Genomic DNA, 15,362 nt, shown 5'->3' on the forward strand with positions numbered 1-15,362 from the left:
AGCGGCGGCCCTGGGCCTGAGACAATCGGGGGATGAGCGAACCGAAAGAACTATCCCCCTCGTTTGAACCCGTGGCGCAGGATGCCACCGACCTGCCCGAGGGCTGGCTGCAGGTGCAGTCCATGGACCTTGACGCCCAGGGCGTAGCCCGCAAGCCCGATGGCAAGGTCGTCTTCATCGATGGTGCCCTGCCTTCCGAGCTGGTCACCGCCAACACCCACCGCAAGAAGAACAACTGGGAGCAGGCCAGCCTGGTGGCCATCCACCGCGAGTCGTCGCAGCGCGTGCGCCCTGGCTGCCAGCACTTTGGCCTGCATGCAGGGGCCTGCGGTGGCTGCAAGATGCAGCACTTGCACGTGGGTGCGCAGGTGGCCGTCAAGCAGCGCGTGCTGGAGGACAACCTCTGGCACCTGGGCAAGGTCAAGGCCGAGACCGTGATGCGCCCCATTGAAGGGCCCGCCTGGGGCTACCGCTTCCGTGCCCGCCTGGCTGTGCGCCATGTGATCAAGAAGGGCCAGGTGCTGGTGGGCTTTCATGAGCGCAAGAGCCGCTACATCGCCGACATGCAGACCTGCAAGATCCTGCCACCGCATGTGGACGCGATGCTGATGCCGCTGCGCGCGCTGATCGCCAGCATGGACGCGCGCGACACCTGCCCGCAGATCGAGCTGGCCTGTGGCGACAGCGTGACTGCCATGGTGCTGCGCCATCTGGAGCCGCTCTCCGCAGACGACATCACCCGACTGCGTGCTTTTGGCACGGAGCATGGCGTGCAGTGGTGGCTGCAGCCCAAGGGCCCCGACACGGTGAAGCTGCTGGATGAAGGTGGCGAGCAGCTGTCGTATGCGCTGCCGGACTTTGGCATCACCATGCCCTTCAAGCCCACGGATTTCACCCAGGTGAACCCGCACATCAACCAGGTGCTGGTGACCCGGGCGCTGCGCCTGCTGGATGTGAAGCCGCACGAGCGCGTGATCGACTGGTTCTGCGGCCTGGGCAACTTCACGCTGCCGTTGGCCACGCAGGCGCGCGAGGTGCTGGGCATAGAGGGCAGTGAGGCCCTGGTGGCCCGTTCGCGCGAAAACTATGCATTGAATCAGACCCTTGCGCGCGACCAGAAAGCGCTGGCAGCTACTAATTTTGTAGCGCGCAACCTGTTTGAGATGACCCCCGAAATGCTGGTGGCCGATGGCACTGCCGACAAGTGGCTGGTGGACCCGCCGCGCGAAGGCGCGTTTGCGCTGGCCAAGGCGCTGGCCGACATCGAACAGGCCCGCATCGGTGCCGAGGGCGCTGGCCCGCTGCCTGCCGGTGCTGAGGGCTGGACGCCTCCGAAGCGCATCGTGTACGTGAGCTGCAACCCCGCCACCCTGGCGCGTGATGCGGGCCTGCTGGTGCATCTGGCAGGCTACAAATGCACGGCAGCGGGCATGGTCAACATGTTCCCGCACACTGCGCACGTTGAGAGCATGGCGGTGTTCGAGCGGGTGTAGCGGAGGAGGGCTGTGCTGCCGGGGCTGTGGCCCTGGCGTGCATGCCCGCTGAAGAAGACAAGGGGAAAAAAGGCAGGGCCTTGCCCCTGGCGAGCCAGGCCGCTCAGCTGCGGCTGCGGCTGGATGCGGGGTCGCGGGTTTCGGTTTCGATCTCCGTGCTGCTGCCCTTGCGCGGTTCGGGCTTTTCGACCTTGGTCAACACCGAGGGCGTGCCCTCGATCTTGTTCTCGCGCATGTAGGCGTCCATCTCTTTCCACCCCGCAAACACCGAGGCCTTGGCGGCCTTGGGGTTCAGGGTGTAGCAGTCTTCCAGTCCACGCAGCGCGTGGCGGCAGGCTCCGCCAATGGCCTTGGCCTCGGCGTCGCGTTGCGCAACACGGGGGTCAGGGCCCAGGCCGGGGATCTTGTCGCAGCCAGCAAGCAGCAGAAGGCCCGCCAGAACCGTCAGGCGTATCGCGGTGGAGGGGCTTTGTGGATACATGTACTTGCATTATCGGCACACTGGCCGCGCTATTGAGGCCTGATCCGGGTGCGCGGTCCACAAAAAAGGCTCCCGAGGGAGCCTTTTGATGGTGGTCAAGGGATCAGCGGGGTTACTCGCGCTCGCCGCCCATGATGCCCAGCAGGGCCAGCAGGCTCTGGAACACGTTGAAGATGTCCAGGTACAGGGCCAGCGTGGCGCTGATGTAGTTGGTCTCGCCGCCGTCCAGGATCTGCTTCAGGTCATACAGCATATAGGCGCTGAAGATGCCGATGGCCAGCATCGAGATCACCATCATGCCCACGCCGGAGCCGACGAACACGTTGATGATGCCGCCCACCATGAGCACCAGCGCGCCTACCATCAGCCACTTGCCCATGCCCGACAGGTCGCGCTTGATCACGCTGGCCAGGCTGGCCATCACGAAGAACACACCGGCGGTGCCGGCAAACGCCGTCATGATCAGGTCGGTGCCGTTCTTGAAGCCCAGCACCATGCCGATCAGGCGCGAGAGCATCAGGCCCATGAAGAAGGTGAAGGCCAACAGCACGGGCACGCCTGCGGCCGAGCGCTTGGTCTTTTCGATGGCGAACATGAAGCCGAACGCGCCGCCCAGGAACACGATCAGGCCTAGGCCGCCGGTCAGCGAGCGGGTGATGCCGGTGGCCACGCCGATCCAGGCGCCCAGCACCGTGGGGATCATGCTCAGGGCCAGCAGCCAGTAGGTATTGCGCAGCACCTTGTGGCGCTCTTCCTGCGAGATGCCATAGCCCGCAGAGTGGCCCAGGGTGGTGACTTGGTCGTTCATCATCTTGTGTCTCTCCTTGTTGGCCTGCACAGCGCAGACGCCCCAAATTTTAGGCGTTGGTGGTTTTTGGCCACCCAATAACCGCATCCGGTCACCTACTTTTGGTAAGGGTACTTTCACCCTGCGTGGGGGTGAGCGCGCCCCGTGATGCCGCTATGCTTGCGGCTTCCTCGGCCTGGGCGCTCCAACAGGGTGGCCCGCGCGATCTTTCTACTTCCTTCTCCTATCCGGACACCTCTCCATGAAAACCAAGCATGAACTCGAACTGGCCGACGTCAAGGCCGTTGCCGCCGCTGCCGAAGCCGAGGCCCTCAAGAACAACTGGGCCGTGACCATCGCCATCGTGGACGACGGCGGCCACCTGCTGTGGCTGCAGCGCCTGGACGGCGCCGCTGCCGTGTCCTCGCACATTGCCCCCTCCAAGGCCCGCACGGCCGCGCTGGGCCGCCGCGAGAGCAAGGTGTACGAAGATGTCATCAACGGCGGCCGCACCTCGTTCCTGAGTGCACCCACCATTGACGGCCTGCTCGAAGGCGGCGTGCCGATCATGAAGGACGGCCAATGCCTGGGTGCCGTGGGCGTGAGTGGTGTGAAGTCCACCGAAGACGCCCAGGTTGCTCGCGCTGGGATTGCGGCCCTGGGCCTGTAAGGACTGAACTGCACGCATGGATGGGCCGTGTGGCGCCATCCTGAAGCGGGGGCGTCACAAACCTGCACTCCGCGTCACGCACAAAAAAACCGGCTGAAGAGCCGGTTTTTTTATGGTGCCTGCGCTGCATGTTCTGACAGCGGCGACCGAGAGATCGGTGGAGAAAAAAAGCCTGGCTACGCGGGAGAACCCGTTGGCTGGCAAAAACGACCCTTGCGAGCTTGTTGCAAGCCCGGGAGTCGCCCCACGATGAAACTGTTGGGGGCCTGGCAGCAGCCTGAATGTGCTGCCGAGGGGGAGGAGGGGAGCAGGGCGGCTGCGCTTATTTGGTCAGGATCAGCTTGCCCAGCTTGGTGGCCTGCAGGCGGTACACCGAGCCGTTGTGGCTGATCGCCACGGCTTTCTGGCCCTGCAGCAAGGCGCTGCTGTCCACGGCGGCCGACACGGCTTCGGCGCTCTGGGCGCCTTCGCCAGGGGCGAGCGAGGCCGCCTTGTCGGCGGCGGCAGAGCGCAGGAGCGAGGCGGCGGTCATGGTGGCTTGCATGGAGGTTTTTTCCTGTGTCATTGCATTGCGTTTTGCTAATGATAACGATTCGCAATTACGAGTCAAGCGAATTGCATGTTTCTTTTTGTTCTTTTTTCCGGCGTCCAGCGTGTGGGGGCGTTGAACGGCGGCACGCCCTGGCGTTGATCCGCCTTGCGCCGGGCCTGTGGGGCCGGACAAGGCTCGGCGATGTGGCGGCCCACAAAAAAGCCCGGCAAGCAAGGCTGGCCGGGCGGGGGCAACAAACCCTTCAGGGGGCTGTTACTGCGGGTCGGTCACAAACCCGATCTTGCGCACCCCGGCGCGCTGCGCAGCGGCCATGGCCTGGGCCACGTATTCGTAGCGCACGCTCTTGTCGCCCCGGATGTGCAGGTCCGGCTGGGGCTCCTTGGCGGCCTCGGCCTGCAGGCGGGGGAAGAGTTCTTCTTCCGTCACCTGCGATTCGTTCCAGTAGAACTTGCCATCTGCCGCCACCGACAGGCGCACGGTCTCGGGCTTGACGTTTTCGGGCTGGTTCGTGGCCCGGGGCAGGTCTACGTTGACCGAGTGTTTCATCACCGGCACGGTGATGATGAAGATGATGAGCAGCACCAGCATGACGTCCACCAGGGGCGTCATGTTGATCTCGTTCATCACATCATCGGCATCGTCTTGCGTTCCGAAAGCCATGGCTTAGTTGCCTTTCTTGATGGGCAGGACCTTGCCCTGTTCGCCACTGGCAGACACGCGGGCACCGGTCACGAAGTAGGCATGCAAGTCGTGCGCAAAGCTGTTGAGGCCGCCCAGGATGGACTTGTTGCCACGCACCAGCGCGTTGTAGCCCAGCACGGCAGGGATGGCCACGGCCAGGCCCAGGGCGGTCATGATCAGCGCTTCGCCGATGGGGCCGGCCACCTTGTCGATGGTGGACTGGCCGGAAGTGCCGATGGCCACCAGCGCATGGTAGATGCCCCACACGGTGCCAAACAGGCCGATGAACGGGGCGGTAGAGCCCACCGAGGCCAGGATGGCCAGGCCCGATTGCAGGCGGGCGGTGAACTCGTCGATGCAGTTGCGCAGGCAGCGGGTGACCCAGTCGCTCACGTCCAGGCTGTCGTGCAGGTGGGCCTTGGTGTTGCGGTGGTGGGCCGTGGCTTCACGGCCTTCCAGCGCCAGGTGGCGGAAGGGGTTGGTGGGGTCGGCGCCCAGCTTGGTCAGGCCGGCCGCGAAGTCCTCGCTGTGCCAGAAATCCTGCGCGGCGCGGGTGTGCTTCTTGAACTTGATGATGTCCAGCGCCTTGATGAGGATGACGACCCACGAGGCCAGCGACATGGCCAGCAGGATGATGGCGACGGCGCGGGTGACGAAGTCGCCCTGGATCCATACGTTGGCGATGCCGAATTGCGATTCCATGAAAAAACTCCCTGAAGCGGTGATCTGAAACTGTGAACTGGTTATTCGAGAACGAAGTTGACCGGGACCAGGTTCCACATGGTCTCGACCACTCCGTTGCGTTTGCCGGGCACGAAGCGCCAGCGCATGACGGCCTCCTGGGCCTGGCGGTCCAGGCGCTCAAAGCCGCTGGACTTGTTGACTTCCACCTTCTGCGGCGTGCCGTCGGTGCCGATCAGCACCCGCAGCACCACCTTGCCTTGCTCGCCCATGCGTTTGCTGATGGCGGGGTAGCTGGGCTTGGGGTTGTTCAGGTAAGCGGCGTCGCTGGAAGGCAGCTCGATCTTGGGCGGCGCAGGCGGTGCCGGTGGGGCGGGCGGCGCCGGGGGTGCAACAGGCGCCTCGATGGGCGGCGCGGGCGGCTGGGGCGTGGTGATGCCCGTGGGGGCATTGGGCGCCGGTGTCGGGTCGGCAATTGCCACAGGCATGGGGGCCGGGCGCGGCGCGACCTTGGGGGCCGGGCGGGGCGGTGGTGGCGGCGCCGGGGGCGGCGGTGTGACCTTGGGGGGGGCGGGCGGGGCGATGAACTCGCTCAGCAGCTCGGCGGGCACGATGACCTCGGCCGCACGGCGCAGCAGGCCGGACTGCAGGGCCCAGATGCCTGCCACGTGCAGGGCAATCACGGAGCCCACGATCACGGTGTTGCGGCTGACACCCCCGGGAGTGGCAAAACGATCAGGGTGAGACATAAAAATGATAGCAACCAGCGCTTGTGTATCAGGCGCCAGGGGCTTAAAAGACCGATGTTACTTGCGGAAGATCCACCAGGCAGAGCCTGCCACGAGGATCAGGCTGCCAGCGAGTGTTGAGAGGAGTTCCATGACTTGCTTTCCAGGATGGAGCTGGCAAGCTGGATCGGCTGCGGTGCCGCGTCATTGTGCAGGGCGGCTACAGGATTCGAAACACTGCACTGCGCCACCACGTCGCGGGCGCAGCTTTCGCAGCAACCACATTGGGTGGCCACGCCCAGTTCGAACTGGATTTCATCGAAGCTCATGCCAGCACGCGCATGGCGGGCAATCTCACGGTCGGAAACCCGGCGGCAAACACAGACGATCATGGGGAGCAGGCAGTGTGGCTGGCTGTTGAAGGGATGACGAGATTATAAATACGAATCTATCGCATTTGCAATAAATCATTCCTGCCGACAGGGGCAAGGCTTTGATCGGCGTCAACACCTGTCACCGGCCATGGTCGCTGGCCATGGTTTTTGGCCATCCTCGGCCATCGCCAGACATCACGCGCCGGGGCGCAGCGCCTGGCTCTCTGTGGCGTCCAGCAGCGCAGGGCGGGCATCGGCCAGTGTGGCGCAGCCGGTAAGGGCCATGGCAACCTCCAGCTCGTCGCGCAGCACGCGCAGCACATGGGCCACGCCTGCGGCCCCGGCATTGGCCAGGCCCCACACGGCGGGGCGTCCCACCAGCACGGCCGAGGCGCCCAGGGCCAGGGCCTTGAGCACATCGGTGCCGCGCCGAATGCCGCCGTCCACCAGCACCGGCACCGCGCCGCCCACGGCCTGCACCACGCGGGGCAAAGCGGTGGCGGTGGCGGGCGCGGTGTCCAGCGTGCGGCCGCCGTGGTTGGAGACGATCAGGCCCGCCGCACCCGCTGCCACCGCTTGGCGTGCGTCGGCCGGGTGCAGCACGCCCTTGAGCAGCACGGGCAGGCGGGTGATGGACTGCAGCCAGGCCACGTCGTCCCAGGTGGGGGCCTGGTGCAGCAGGCCGTCAAACAGCGCGCTCTGCCCGGGGCGCAGGTCGGGCTGAGGGGCGAGGGGCAGGCCCGCCAGGTTGACAGGGCCCACGCCCGGCGGCAGCCGAAAGCCCGCGCGCCGTTCGCGGTCGCGCACGCCGCTGGCGGGTGCATCCACCGTGAGTACCAGGGCCTCGTAGCCCGCTGCCTCAGCCCGCTGCACCAGCGCCTGGGTAAAGCCCCGGTCATGCTGCAGATAGAGCTGGAACCACAGCGGGCCGCGCCCCGGGTCGGGCTGCACGGCCTCGGCAACAGCTTCGAGCGACACGCTGGCCTGGGTGCTGAGCACCACGCCCGCGCCCAGCGCCGCCGCCGCGTAGGCCATGGCCAGTTCGCCATCGGGATGGGCTAGGCGCTGGAAGGCCACCGGGGCCAGCAGGATGGGGTGGGTCAGCGTGCGGCCCAGCAGCTGCACCCGGGTGTGGCCGCCCGCCAGCGGCCGCAGCACGCGGGGCCACAAGGGCAAGGCGTCCCAGGCGCTGCGGTTGGCGCGCAGGGTGATTTCATCGCCCGCGCCTCCGCTGAAGTAGGCCCAGGCGTTGTCGTCCAGCTGCTGGCGCGCCTGCATTTCGTGGTCGGCCAGGTTGGCGATCTCGGGCGGCAGTCGGTGGCGGGCGGGGGTGTAGGTCATACCAATGAAAAAAGCACCTTGCGCGCGTTCAGTATGCGCGAGGTGCTATTGAAATAGGAGTGAATCTGGCAAGGCAGGGGCCATGGCCTGAAGGAGCTGTGGTGCCTGGGTGCCGGAGGAGGCAGGTCACACGTCGGCCCACATGCGCAGCAGGTTGTGGTACGTGCCCGACAGCGCAATGACCGAGGGCTCCGTTTCGCCCACGCTCTGGCGCAGCCGCAGCAGCGACATGTCCATGTCGAACAGCAGCTGCCGTTGCTCCAGCCCGCGCACCATGCTCTCCACCCAGAAGAAGCTGCTGATGCGCTGCCCGCGTGTGACGGGCGACACCTGGTGCACGGTGCTGCTGGGGTATAGGACCATGTCGCCTGCAGGCAGCTTGATGCGTTTCTCGCCCCAGGCTTCGGTGGCCACGAGTTCGCCGCCTTCGTATTCGTCCGGCGGGGTGAGGAACAGTGTGCACGACAGGTCGCTGCGCACCCAGGCGTTGTCGGCTGTGGAGTGCATGACGGCGCTGTCCACATGCTTGCCGTAGAAGTTGGCGCCGTCGCCGTAGCGGTTGAACAGCGGGTTGTAGATGCGGCGGGGCAGGGCGGCCGAGAAGAACAGTGCGTTGCGTGCCAGGGCGGCCTTGACCAGGCCCTGCAATTGGGCCGACAGCGCGCTGCCCTGCGCCAGCTGCAGGTTGTTCTTCTGGTGCACCGCCTGGCCGCCTGCGCTGCGGGCGCCGTCCACCCAGGGGGCGTCGGAGGCCCAGAGCTGTTGCCGGAAGAATGCGACTTCTTCGGCCGTGAGAACGTGGGGGATGTGCAGGAACATGGGGGGCCATTGTGACTCCGCCCCAGTGAAGGGGCGGAGTCGTTTCGTCAGAGCATCAGCGCATCAAAGGTCAGAAGCGCGTCTTGATGGACACCTGCACGGCGCGGGGAGCGCCCGGCGTGTAGAAGCCACGGTAGAGGCCGTCGGCGTAGGTGCGGTCGAACAGGTTGCTCACGTTCAGCTTGAGCGAGGTCTTGTCGTCAAACGCGTACTCGGCCATGGCGTCCATCACGGCAAAGCCGCTGGCGTACACCGCGCGCGAACCCTCGGGGTTCTGCTTGCTGCGGTAGGTCAGGCCTGCGCCCACGCGCAGCTTGGACGTGACGGCGTAGGTGCTCCACACGCTGCCGCTGTGCTTGGGCGTGAGGCCGGGGCGGTCGCCCTGCACCTGTGCGCCACCACCGTTGGCTGCCAATGCCACGTTGCTCTTGTCGATCTTGGCCGAGGGGATCCAGGTGTGGTTGACGAACAGTTCCCACTTCGGCGTCAGGCGGCCTGCCAGGTTGAACTCCATGCCCGTGGCGTGGCGCTTGCCGGACAGCAGCTCTTGCGCGGCGGCGGTGTCGGGGTCGGTGTTGCGCTCGTTGTACTTCTCGGTGCGGAACAGGGCCACACCCAGCAGTGCGCGGCGCTCGAACAGCTCGAACTTGCTGCCGATCTCGAAGTTGCGGCTCTTTTCGGGGTCGGTGTTGGCGGTGCGGGCCGTGTTGGCACCGGGGTTGCCGAACTGGTAGGTGTCGCCCGAGGTGTTGTACGAGGTGCCGAACGAGGCGTAGTACGAAGCCAGCTCATTGGGCTGGAACAGTAGGCCCACGCGCGGGCTGACCAGGCTGTCGGAGCGGGAGTTGCTCAGCGCGCCGGTGGCGTTCTTGTAAGAGGCCTTGAAGTTGTCATAGCGCAGGCCGCCCACCAGCTTCAGGCTGTCGTTCAGCGCCACCGTGTCCTGGAAATACAGGCCCAGGTTGCGCGACTTGAAGGTGTTCCACTGCACGGGTGCACGGCCATCGGCCACCCAGGCGCCATCGTTGGGCGAGCCGACGGTGGTGTTGGGGCGGGTGGTGGTGTTGGGGTAGTTCTGGTTGCGTTTGGCGTCGTCGTCGTAGTAGTCCACGCCGGTCAGCACGGCGTGCTTCTTGCCGCCCCAGTTGAAGGTGTTGCTGTAGTCGCTTTGCACCTGCAGCACGTCGCTTTCACCCAGGCGGCCCTTGGAGCCGCGCGTCAGCGCGGTGTTGCCGTTGATCTGGTCGAGCGTGATGGCGCTGTTCTGGAAGCCGATGGTGCTGGCCAGCAGATCGCGCTCGTACGTGCCGTAGCGCAGGCGCGTGTTCAGCTCGCCGTTGTTGTCAAAGCGGTGGATGTGGCCCAGCGTCACGTGCTGCGCCGAGGTGTTGTTGTGGTCGCTGGCCAGGCCGTAGTAGTTGCGGGCGTCGAGCGGCGTGTTGATCTTGCCGTCCACCACGCGCCAGGGGTGGTTGTAGAGCGGGCGGCCCTTGGATTCGAGGTAGTACAGGCCGATGGAGAACTCATCGCGCGTGCCGATGCCCCAGGCAAACGTGGGCGCAATGCCGCGCTTGTCCTGCTTGGCGCCGTAGTTGTCGAACTCCTGCACCATGGCGTTCAGGCGGAAGGCCGCGTTTTCGCCGGTCTTGAAGTTGAAGTCGCCCGTGGCGCGGTGGTATTGGCCGGTGCCGTAGGTGTACGAGGCTTCGTGCTGGTCAATCAGCAGCGGGGCCTTGTTGACCTGGTTGACGACGCCGCCGGTCGAACCCTTGCCGAACAGCATGGATGCCGAGCCCTTGAGCACTTCGACGCGGTCCAGATTGAAGGTGTCGCGCTCGATCAGCGGGGCGTCCTTCATGCCGTCCACATAGATGTCGCCCGCCTGGCCCAGCGAGAAACCGCGCAGGCGCACGTCTTCTTCACCCGTTTCGCCCGACTGGAAGGTCACGCCCGCGGTGTTGCGCAGCACCTCGCGGAAGTCGTCCAGGTTGCGGTCGTTCATCTGCTTTTCGGTGAACACCGTCACGGACTGGGGGATGTCCTTGATGTCCTGGTTGCCCTTGCCGACCGTGGTTTTCTTGAGCAGCAAGGTGTCCTTGCCTTGCACGTCGGCGGCTTCCTGCACCGTTACGGTGGACAGGGTGGCTTCCTTGGTGGCGGTCTGTGCCATGGCGCCCATGGAGGCGGCCAGCATCAGCGCGCCCAGGGGCAGCAGGGCCTTGTCGGACGCGGCGACGGGGGCGAGGGAAATGGGGGATGCGGTTTTACGCAGCGCGGAGCTGCGGCGCAGAGCGCGTGATTTTGCCAAGATGGCCTCCATCGATGGGGTGCAGGGGGGCGATGTGTGAATGGCGCGCGGGGCGCCAGAAGCGGCGAGAGGCAGTGGCTAGATCAACATGGCTGTGCGTCGTCGTGCTGCTTGATGTTACATCAAATGCGGGTCATTCTCATTTGTGTTGATGTTCGCATGCCACACTGCGGTGACACGCCCAATAAAAAAGCCGGCAAAGCCGGCTTTTTTTGTGCTGCGGGTGCAGTGCGTCGGTTTACTTGACGTGCTTGCCGATCAGGCCAGCCAGTTCAAACATGGAGACCTGGGGCTTGCCGAACAGCTCCTTGAGCTTGGCATCGGCGTTGATGTTGCGCTTGTTGGTGGCGTCCTGCAGGTTGTTGGCCTTGATGTAGACCCACAGCTTGCTGATGATCTCCGTGCGTGGCAGCGGTGCCGAGCCCACCACGGCGGCCAGCGCGGGGCTGGGCGTGAGCGCCTTCATGAAGGCGGCGTTGGGGGTGCGCTTCTTGGCGGGGGCAGCGGCCTTCTTGGCTGCTGGGGCTGTGGTTGCCGGAGCTTTTTTTGCAGTTGCCATGTTGGGTGTTCCTTGTTGGAAGTAAATTTTCACCAGCGAAAACGACGCTTTCCCACTGGCAGAGCGATGCTAATGGGAAAAAAACGGGTTTCCAAGGGAGAAACGGCTTTTTTTGCCTCGATTTGTAGCTGTGGCGCCGCGCAGCGCGCAGCAATTCACCGCAAAGCCGCACCAGCCTTGACAAAAGCTGGGCGGCCTGGGGCAGGCGTTGGGCTGACAATCCTGGCTTGGCCCGTTTCAGTGTCACCGACCCACTTTCTGAAAGGTTTTTGTCGATATGTCTGCAGCTTCCGCCTCCTCCTTCTCCACCTGCGACTTCTGTGACGAACACAAGACCGATGTGAGCGGCACGTTCCGCGTTCTGCCACCCGTCTTTCACAGCTATGGTGGCAAACCGGTCTTTGCGGGCCCTGTCACCACCGTCAAGTGCCACGAAGACAACTCCCTGGTCAAGGCGGCCGTGGAGTCGCCGGGCGAGGGCCGCGTGCTGGTGGTGGACGGTGGGGGCTCGCTGCGCCGCGCGCTGGTGGGGGGCAATTTGGCGGCTGCAGCGGCACGCAATGGCTGGGCGGGCCTGGTGGTGGACGGCTGCGTGCGCGACGTGGCAGAGCTGAATGCCGCCGCCGTGGGCATCCGGGCGCTGGCGCTCATGCCGCTCCCGACAGAGCGCAGGGGCGAAGGGCAGCGCGATGTGGCTGTGCTGATCCAGGGCGTCTGGGTGCGGCCCGGCGATTGGCTGTATGCCGATGCCGACGGCATGGTGGTGAGCGCACAGGCGCTGGCGGCCTGACGGCCTCACGGCAGTGGGGCTGCGTCAGCCGCTGCGGTCGCCCCGCCCCACGCGCAGTGCGGCGCGCGAGGGCAGGGTGGCCATGATGACGCTGGCCAGGGCAATCGCGAAGGCAAACCACTGCATGCCCGTGAGCGACTCTCCCAGCACCAGCACACCCACCAGGGCCGCACTGACCGGCAGCAGCACCGAGAACACGCCGCCCTGTGCCGCAGGCACGGCCTTGAGCCCTGTCATCCAGAGCCACACGGTCCACATGCAGGCCGCCAGGGCATAGAACAGCAGCAGTGCCCAGGTGCCCCAGCCGACGGCCGCAAAGTTGAAATCGAGCGCCAGGTACAGCCCGAACGGCGTGGTCAGCACAAAGCCCCACAGGTTGATGAGCGAGGTGATGCGTTTGGGCCCCAGGCTGCCCGTGAGTTTTTTGCCGATCACCGTATAGGCCGCTTCGCAAACCACTGCGCCTATCAACAGCAACTGCCCCAGCCACGCCGTGTTTTGGGAATTTTTGGGGCCTGCCGCCTGTCCCATATGGGATGAGTGCTCTGGTTTTGATAGTGCAAACAGCGCAATCCCTGCCACCGCGCAGACCACGGCCAGCCAGGTGCGTGGCGCCACCCGTTCGCGCAGAAAAGCCCAGCCCATCAGCGCCACGGCGGCCGGGATGGCGGCCATGGTCACGCCCGCCGACACGGCATCGGTCAGGCTCACACCGTAAATCATGCAGATGGTGAACAGGAAGTTGCCCAAAAACGACTCCAGGAACAGCAGCCGCCGGGTCTGCGGTGTCAGCGGGGGCTCATCCGCTGGCTTCTTGAGCCAGTGCAGCATGGCCACACCGCCGATCCCAAAACGCATCCATGCCAGCAAAAACACCGGCAGCACTGCCGCGAGCGGTTTGGACAGCGCCACATAACTGCCCACCAGCGACATGCTAAGTGCTAGGCACAGGTAGGCAAAGGGGCGGTTGGGCGTGTTCACTAGACTGGGCGCTGTTCAAAAAAAGAGTGCGCATCATGCCCGACGAATCCGTGCCCGCCCGGCCGCTCCGCTGCGTTTTTGTCTACGGCACGCTGCGCCGTGGCGGCAGCAATGACATCACGCGGCTCAAGCCCGCGCCCCGCTATGTAGGGCCTGCACAAGTGGCCGGGGTGCTGTACCACCTGGGGGCCTACCCCGGCATGTTGCTGGGCGGTGGCCGGTGCGTGGTGGGCGAGGTCTATGCCATCACGCCAGCGCTGGAGGCGGTGCTCGACGGCATCGAGGGCGTGCAGGGCGACCCCGGCGACGAGTACATCCGGCGGGAAGTGGCCGTGCAGGTGGCGGAGCAATTGCTGCGGTGCCTGGTGTACGAGATCAACCCACAGCATGTGGTGGCGGCCCCGGAGATCCCGCACGGCGACTGGCTCCGTGCGGTGGGTCGCCAAAGCAATTGAATTTATCGCAATGTGAAAGTTATTTTTCTTGATGCGGAATGCGATAGATGTTGCATTGCCGCAATTTTTCTCGATATGAGAAATCAATTTCTGTATTGAGAAATCGCGTGGTTAAGTGGTTGTTTTGCAAGGAGAAAATTTATCTCTTCTATAAGACATAAGAGCTTGCACAAGTCTTATAGAAGACTTAAAGTTGTCTTCAAGGGCGGCACACAGCAGCCCGGCGTTTTCAACCAACCCTGGAGTGATCTCATGCCCCAATCCCTCAACGAACAACTGAGCCGCGAACAGCAAATTGCCGCCCTCGAAAAAGACTGGGCGACCAACCCCCGCTGGAAGGGCGTGAAGCGCGGTTACTCCGCAGCCGACGTGGTGCGCCTGCGCGGCTCGCTGCCTATCGAGCACACGCTGGCCAAGCGCGGCGCTGAAAAGCTGTGGGACAAGATCAACGGCGGCGCCAAGAAGGGCTACGTGAACGCGTTCGGCGCCATCTCTGCCGGCCAAGCCATGCAACAAGCCAAGGCCGGCCTCGAAGCCGTGTACCTGTCGGGCTGGCAAGTGGCCGCTGACGGCAACACCAGCGAAACCATGTACCCCGACCAGTCGCTGTATGCGTACGACTCGGTGCCCACCATGGTCCGCCGCATCAACAACACCTTCAAGCGCGCTGACGAAATCCAGTGGGGCCGTGGCATCAACCCCGGCGACAAGGAATTCATCGACTACTTCCTGCCCATCGTGGCCGACGCAGAAGCTGGTTTCGGCGGCGTGCTGAACGCCTTCGAACTGATGAAGAACATGATTCAAAGCGGCGCTGCTGGCGTTCACTTTGAAGACCAGCTGGCTGCCGTGAAGAAGTGCGGCCACATGGGTGGCAAGGTGCTGGTGCCTACGCAAGAAGCCTGCGAAAAGCTGATCTCCGCACGTTTCGCTGCTGACGTGATGGGCGTGTCCACCATCGTGCTGGCCCGTACCGATGCCGAAGCCGCCAACCTGATCACGTCCGACCACGACGCCAACGACAAGCCTTTCCTGACTGGCGAGCGCACGCAAGAAGGCTTCTACCGCGTGAAGAACGGCCTGGAGCAAGCCATCAGCCGTGGCGTGGCATACGCTCCTTACGCCGACCTGGTGTGGTGCGAAACCGGCGTGCCAGACATCGGCTTTGCCCGTGAATTCGCTCAGGCCGTGCACGCTGCCTGCCCTGGCAAGCTGCTGTCCTACAACTGCTCGCCATCGTTCAACTGGAAGAAGAACCTCAACGACAAGCAGATCGCCTCGTTCCAGGAAGATCTGTCGGCTCTGGGCTACAAGTACCAGTTCATCACGCTGGCCGGCATCCACATCAACTGGTTCAACACCTTCCAGTTCGCCCATGCATACGCCCAGGGCGAAGGCATGAAGCACTACACCGAAATGGTGCAGGAACCTGAATTCGCAGCACGTGAAAAGGGCTACACCTTCGTGTCGCACCAGCAAGAAGTGGGCGCAGGCTACTTCGACGACGTGACCACGGTGATCCAGGGCGGCTCGTCCTCCGTGAAGGCCCTGACGGGTTCGACCGAAGAAGAGCAGTTCCACTGATCTTGAGGGGCTGATGCGCCGCCGGGGTGTGGCGCAAAATGCACCGAATGAAAGCCCGAAGCGCCCGCTTCGGGCTT

The 15,362-nt window shown here is 64.5% G+C and carries 17 protein-coding genes; 5 read left to right on the plus strand and 12 right to left on the minus strand.

What is annotated here, in order from left to right; translation table 11 throughout:
* The first annotated feature begins 32 nt into the window (after window positions 1–32).
* A complete protein-coding gene (gene rlmD / locus ACSQ3O_RS10030) occupies window positions 33–1,493 on the plus strand; it encodes a 23S rRNA (uracil(1939)-C(5))-methyltransferase RlmD (protein WP_436138750.1) in 1,461 nt (486 codons plus the stop codon).
* Window positions 1,494–1,596: 103 nt separating this feature from the next.
* Here rlmD and ACSQ3O_RS10035 read toward each other — a convergent pair whose 3' ends face one another.
* On the minus strand, window positions 1,597–1,974 hold the full coding sequence (locus ACSQ3O_RS10035; protein ID WP_436138751.1) for a hypothetical protein: 378 nt from the start codon (window positions 1,972–1,974) through the stop codon (window positions 1,597–1,599).
* Window positions 1,975–2,086: 112 nt separating this feature from the next.
* A complete protein-coding gene (locus tag ACSQ3O_RS10040) occupies window positions 2,087–2,782 on the minus strand; it encodes a Bax inhibitor-1/YccA family protein (RefSeq protein ID WP_436141102.1) in 696 nt (231 codons plus the stop codon).
* 241 nt (window positions 2,783–3,023) lie between these two features.
* Here ACSQ3O_RS10040 and ACSQ3O_RS10045 point away from each other — a divergent pair, with 241 nt between their 5' ends.
* Window positions 3,024–3,431, plus strand: coding sequence for a GlcG/HbpS family heme-binding protein (locus tag ACSQ3O_RS10045; RefSeq protein WP_298451070.1), 408 nt, complete (start codon window positions 3,024–3,026; stop codon window positions 3,429–3,431).
* 322 nt (window positions 3,432–3,753) lie between these two features.
* Here the strand turns inward: ACSQ3O_RS10045 and hemP are convergent, their stop codons facing one another.
* The 9 genes from hemP to ACSQ3O_RS10090 form a co-directional block, all read right to left on the minus strand.
* Complete coding sequence (hemP, locus tag ACSQ3O_RS10050) at window positions 3,754–3,975, minus strand: hemin uptake protein HemP (RefSeq protein WP_298451066.1); 222 nt, start codon at window positions 3,973–3,975, stop codon at window positions 3,754–3,756.
* A gap of 261 nt (window positions 3,976–4,236) precedes the next feature.
* Window positions 4,237–4,644 carry an ExbD/TolR family protein gene (locus ACSQ3O_RS10055; protein WP_063460710.1) on the minus strand — a complete coding sequence of 136 codons (408 nt, stop codon included), beginning with the start codon at window positions 4,642–4,644 and terminating at the stop codon, window positions 4,237–4,239.
* Between the two features lie 3 nt (window positions 4,645–4,647).
* The gene (locus tag ACSQ3O_RS10060; protein WP_137746428.1) at window positions 4,648–5,367 is read right to left on the minus strand and encodes a MotA/TolQ/ExbB proton channel family protein; all 720 of its coding nucleotides are present in this window, start codon (window positions 5,365–5,367) and stop codon (window positions 4,648–4,650) included.
* Window positions 5,368–5,408: 41 nt separating this feature from the next.
* Window positions 5,409–6,095: an energy transducer TonB gene (locus ACSQ3O_RS10065; RefSeq protein ID WP_137746429.1), complete on the minus strand. Its 687-nt coding sequence runs from the start codon at window positions 6,093–6,095 to the stop codon at window positions 5,409–5,411.
* A 98-nt stretch (window positions 6,096–6,193) separates the two neighbouring features.
* Complete coding sequence (locus ACSQ3O_RS10070) at window positions 6,194–6,466, minus strand: (2Fe-2S)-binding protein (RefSeq protein WP_298451054.1); 273 nt, start codon at window positions 6,464–6,466, stop codon at window positions 6,194–6,196.
* A gap of 177 nt (window positions 6,467–6,643) precedes the next feature.
* Entirely contained in the window at window positions 6,644–7,789 is a 1,146-nt protein-coding gene (locus tag ACSQ3O_RS10075) for an alpha-hydroxy acid oxidase (protein ID WP_436138752.1), read from the minus strand.
* Between the two features lie 126 nt (window positions 7,790–7,915).
* Entirely contained in the window at window positions 7,916–8,608 is a 693-nt protein-coding gene (locus tag ACSQ3O_RS10080; RefSeq protein WP_436138753.1) for a Fe2+-dependent dioxygenase, read from the minus strand.
* A 70-nt stretch (window positions 8,609–8,678) separates the two neighbouring features.
* The gene (locus tag ACSQ3O_RS10085) at window positions 8,679–10,916 is read right to left on the minus strand and encodes a TonB-dependent receptor (protein ID WP_436138754.1); all 2,238 of its coding nucleotides are present in this window, start codon (window positions 10,914–10,916) and stop codon (window positions 8,679–8,681) included.
* Window positions 10,917–11,154: 238 nt separating this feature from the next.
* Window positions 11,155–11,475, minus strand: a complete 321-nt coding sequence (locus ACSQ3O_RS10090) for an SWIB/MDM2 domain-containing protein (RefSeq protein ID WP_015014555.1) — start codon at window positions 11,473–11,475, stop codon at window positions 11,155–11,157.
* A 277-nt stretch (window positions 11,476–11,752) separates the two neighbouring features.
* Between ACSQ3O_RS10090 and rraA the strand changes: the two genes are divergently transcribed.
* Window positions 11,753–12,265 (plus strand): ribonuclease E activity regulator RraA, encoded by a 513-nt coding sequence (gene rraA / locus ACSQ3O_RS10095; protein ID WP_436138755.1) that lies wholly within the window; start codon window positions 11,753–11,755, stop codon window positions 12,263–12,265.
* Window positions 12,266–12,289: 24 nt separating this feature from the next.
* Here rraA and ACSQ3O_RS10100 read toward each other — a convergent pair whose 3' ends face one another.
* Window positions 12,290–13,198 (minus strand): DMT family transporter, encoded by a 909-nt coding sequence (locus ACSQ3O_RS10100; RefSeq protein ID WP_436141103.1) that lies wholly within the window; start codon window positions 13,196–13,198, stop codon window positions 12,290–12,292.
* 83 nt (window positions 13,199–13,281) lie between these two features.
* On the opposite strand from ACSQ3O_RS10100, the gene ACSQ3O_RS10105 reads away from it, so the two are divergent.
* Together ACSQ3O_RS10105 and aceA are read left to right on the plus strand one after the other, a co-directional pair.
* Window positions 13,282–13,701 (plus strand): gamma-glutamylcyclotransferase family protein, encoded by a 420-nt coding sequence (locus tag ACSQ3O_RS10105; protein ID WP_436138756.1) that lies wholly within the window; start codon window positions 13,282–13,284, stop codon window positions 13,699–13,701.
* A gap of 252 nt (window positions 13,702–13,953) precedes the next feature.
* Entirely contained in the window at window positions 13,954–15,285 is a 1,332-nt protein-coding gene (gene aceA / locus ACSQ3O_RS10110; RefSeq protein ID WP_055402695.1) for an isocitrate lyase, read from the plus strand.
* Window positions 15,286–15,362: the final 77 nt, after the last annotated feature.

This window comes from Acidovorax sp. LjRoot74 (assembly GCF_964254355.1).
Taxonomy (GTDB): domain Bacteria; phylum Pseudomonadota; class Gammaproteobacteria; order Burkholderiales; family Burkholderiaceae_C; genus Acidovorax.

Bases quoted from the DNA above. Each gene is read 5' to 3' on its own strand.
- rlmD (WP_436138750.1), top strand. From the start codon at position 33: ATGAGCGAACCGAAAGAACTATCCCCCTCGTTTGAACCCGTGGCGCAG.
- ACSQ3O_RS10035 (WP_436138751.1), bottom strand. From the start codon at position 1,974: ATGTATCCACAAAGCCCCTCCACCGCGATACGCCTGACGGTTCTGGCG.
- ACSQ3O_RS10040 (WP_436141102.1), bottom strand. From the start codon at position 2,782: ATGAACGACCAAGTCACCACCCTGGGCCACTCTGCGGGCTATGGCATC.
- ACSQ3O_RS10045 (WP_298451070.1), top strand. From the start codon at position 3,024: ATGAAAACCAAGCATGAACTCGAACTGGCCGACGTCAAGGCCGTTGCC.
- hemP (WP_298451066.1), bottom strand. From the start codon at position 3,975: ATGCAAGCCACCATGACCGCCGCCTCGCTCCTGCGCTCTGCCGCCGCC.
- ACSQ3O_RS10055 (WP_063460710.1), bottom strand. From the start codon at position 4,644: ATGGCTTTCGGAACGCAAGACGATGCCGATGATGTGATGAACGAGATC.
- ACSQ3O_RS10060 (WP_137746428.1), bottom strand. From the start codon at position 5,367: ATGGAATCGCAATTCGGCATCGCCAACGTATGGATCCAGGGCGACTTC.
- ACSQ3O_RS10065 (WP_137746429.1), bottom strand. From the start codon at position 6,095: ATGTCTCACCCTGATCGTTTTGCCACTCCCGGGGGTGTCAGCCGCAAC.
- ACSQ3O_RS10070 (WP_298451054.1), bottom strand. From the start codon at position 6,466: ATGATCGTCTGTGTTTGCCGCCGGGTTTCCGACCGTGAGATTGCCCGC.
- ACSQ3O_RS10075 (WP_436138752.1), bottom strand. From the start codon at position 7,789: ATGACCTACACCCCCGCCCGCCACCGACTGCCGCCCGAGATCGCCAAC.
- ACSQ3O_RS10080 (WP_436138753.1), bottom strand. From the start codon at position 8,608: ATGTTCCTGCACATCCCCCACGTTCTCACGGCCGAAGAAGTCGCATTC.
- ACSQ3O_RS10090 (WP_015014555.1), bottom strand. From the start codon at position 11,475: ATGGCAACTGCAAAAAAAGCTCCGGCAACCACAGCCCCAGCAGCCAAG.
- rraA (WP_436138755.1), top strand. From the start codon at position 11,753: ATGTCTGCAGCTTCCGCCTCCTCCTTCTCCACCTGCGACTTCTGTGAC.
- ACSQ3O_RS10100 (WP_436141103.1), bottom strand. From the start codon at position 13,198: ATGTCGCTGGTGGGCAGTTATGTGGCGCTGTCCAAACCGCTCGCGGCA.
- ACSQ3O_RS10105 (WP_436138756.1), top strand. From the start codon at position 13,282: ATGCCCGACGAATCCGTGCCCGCCCGGCCGCTCCGCTGCGTTTTTGTC.
- aceA (WP_055402695.1), top strand. From the start codon at position 13,954: ATGCCCCAATCCCTCAACGAACAACTGAGCCGCGAACAGCAAATTGCC.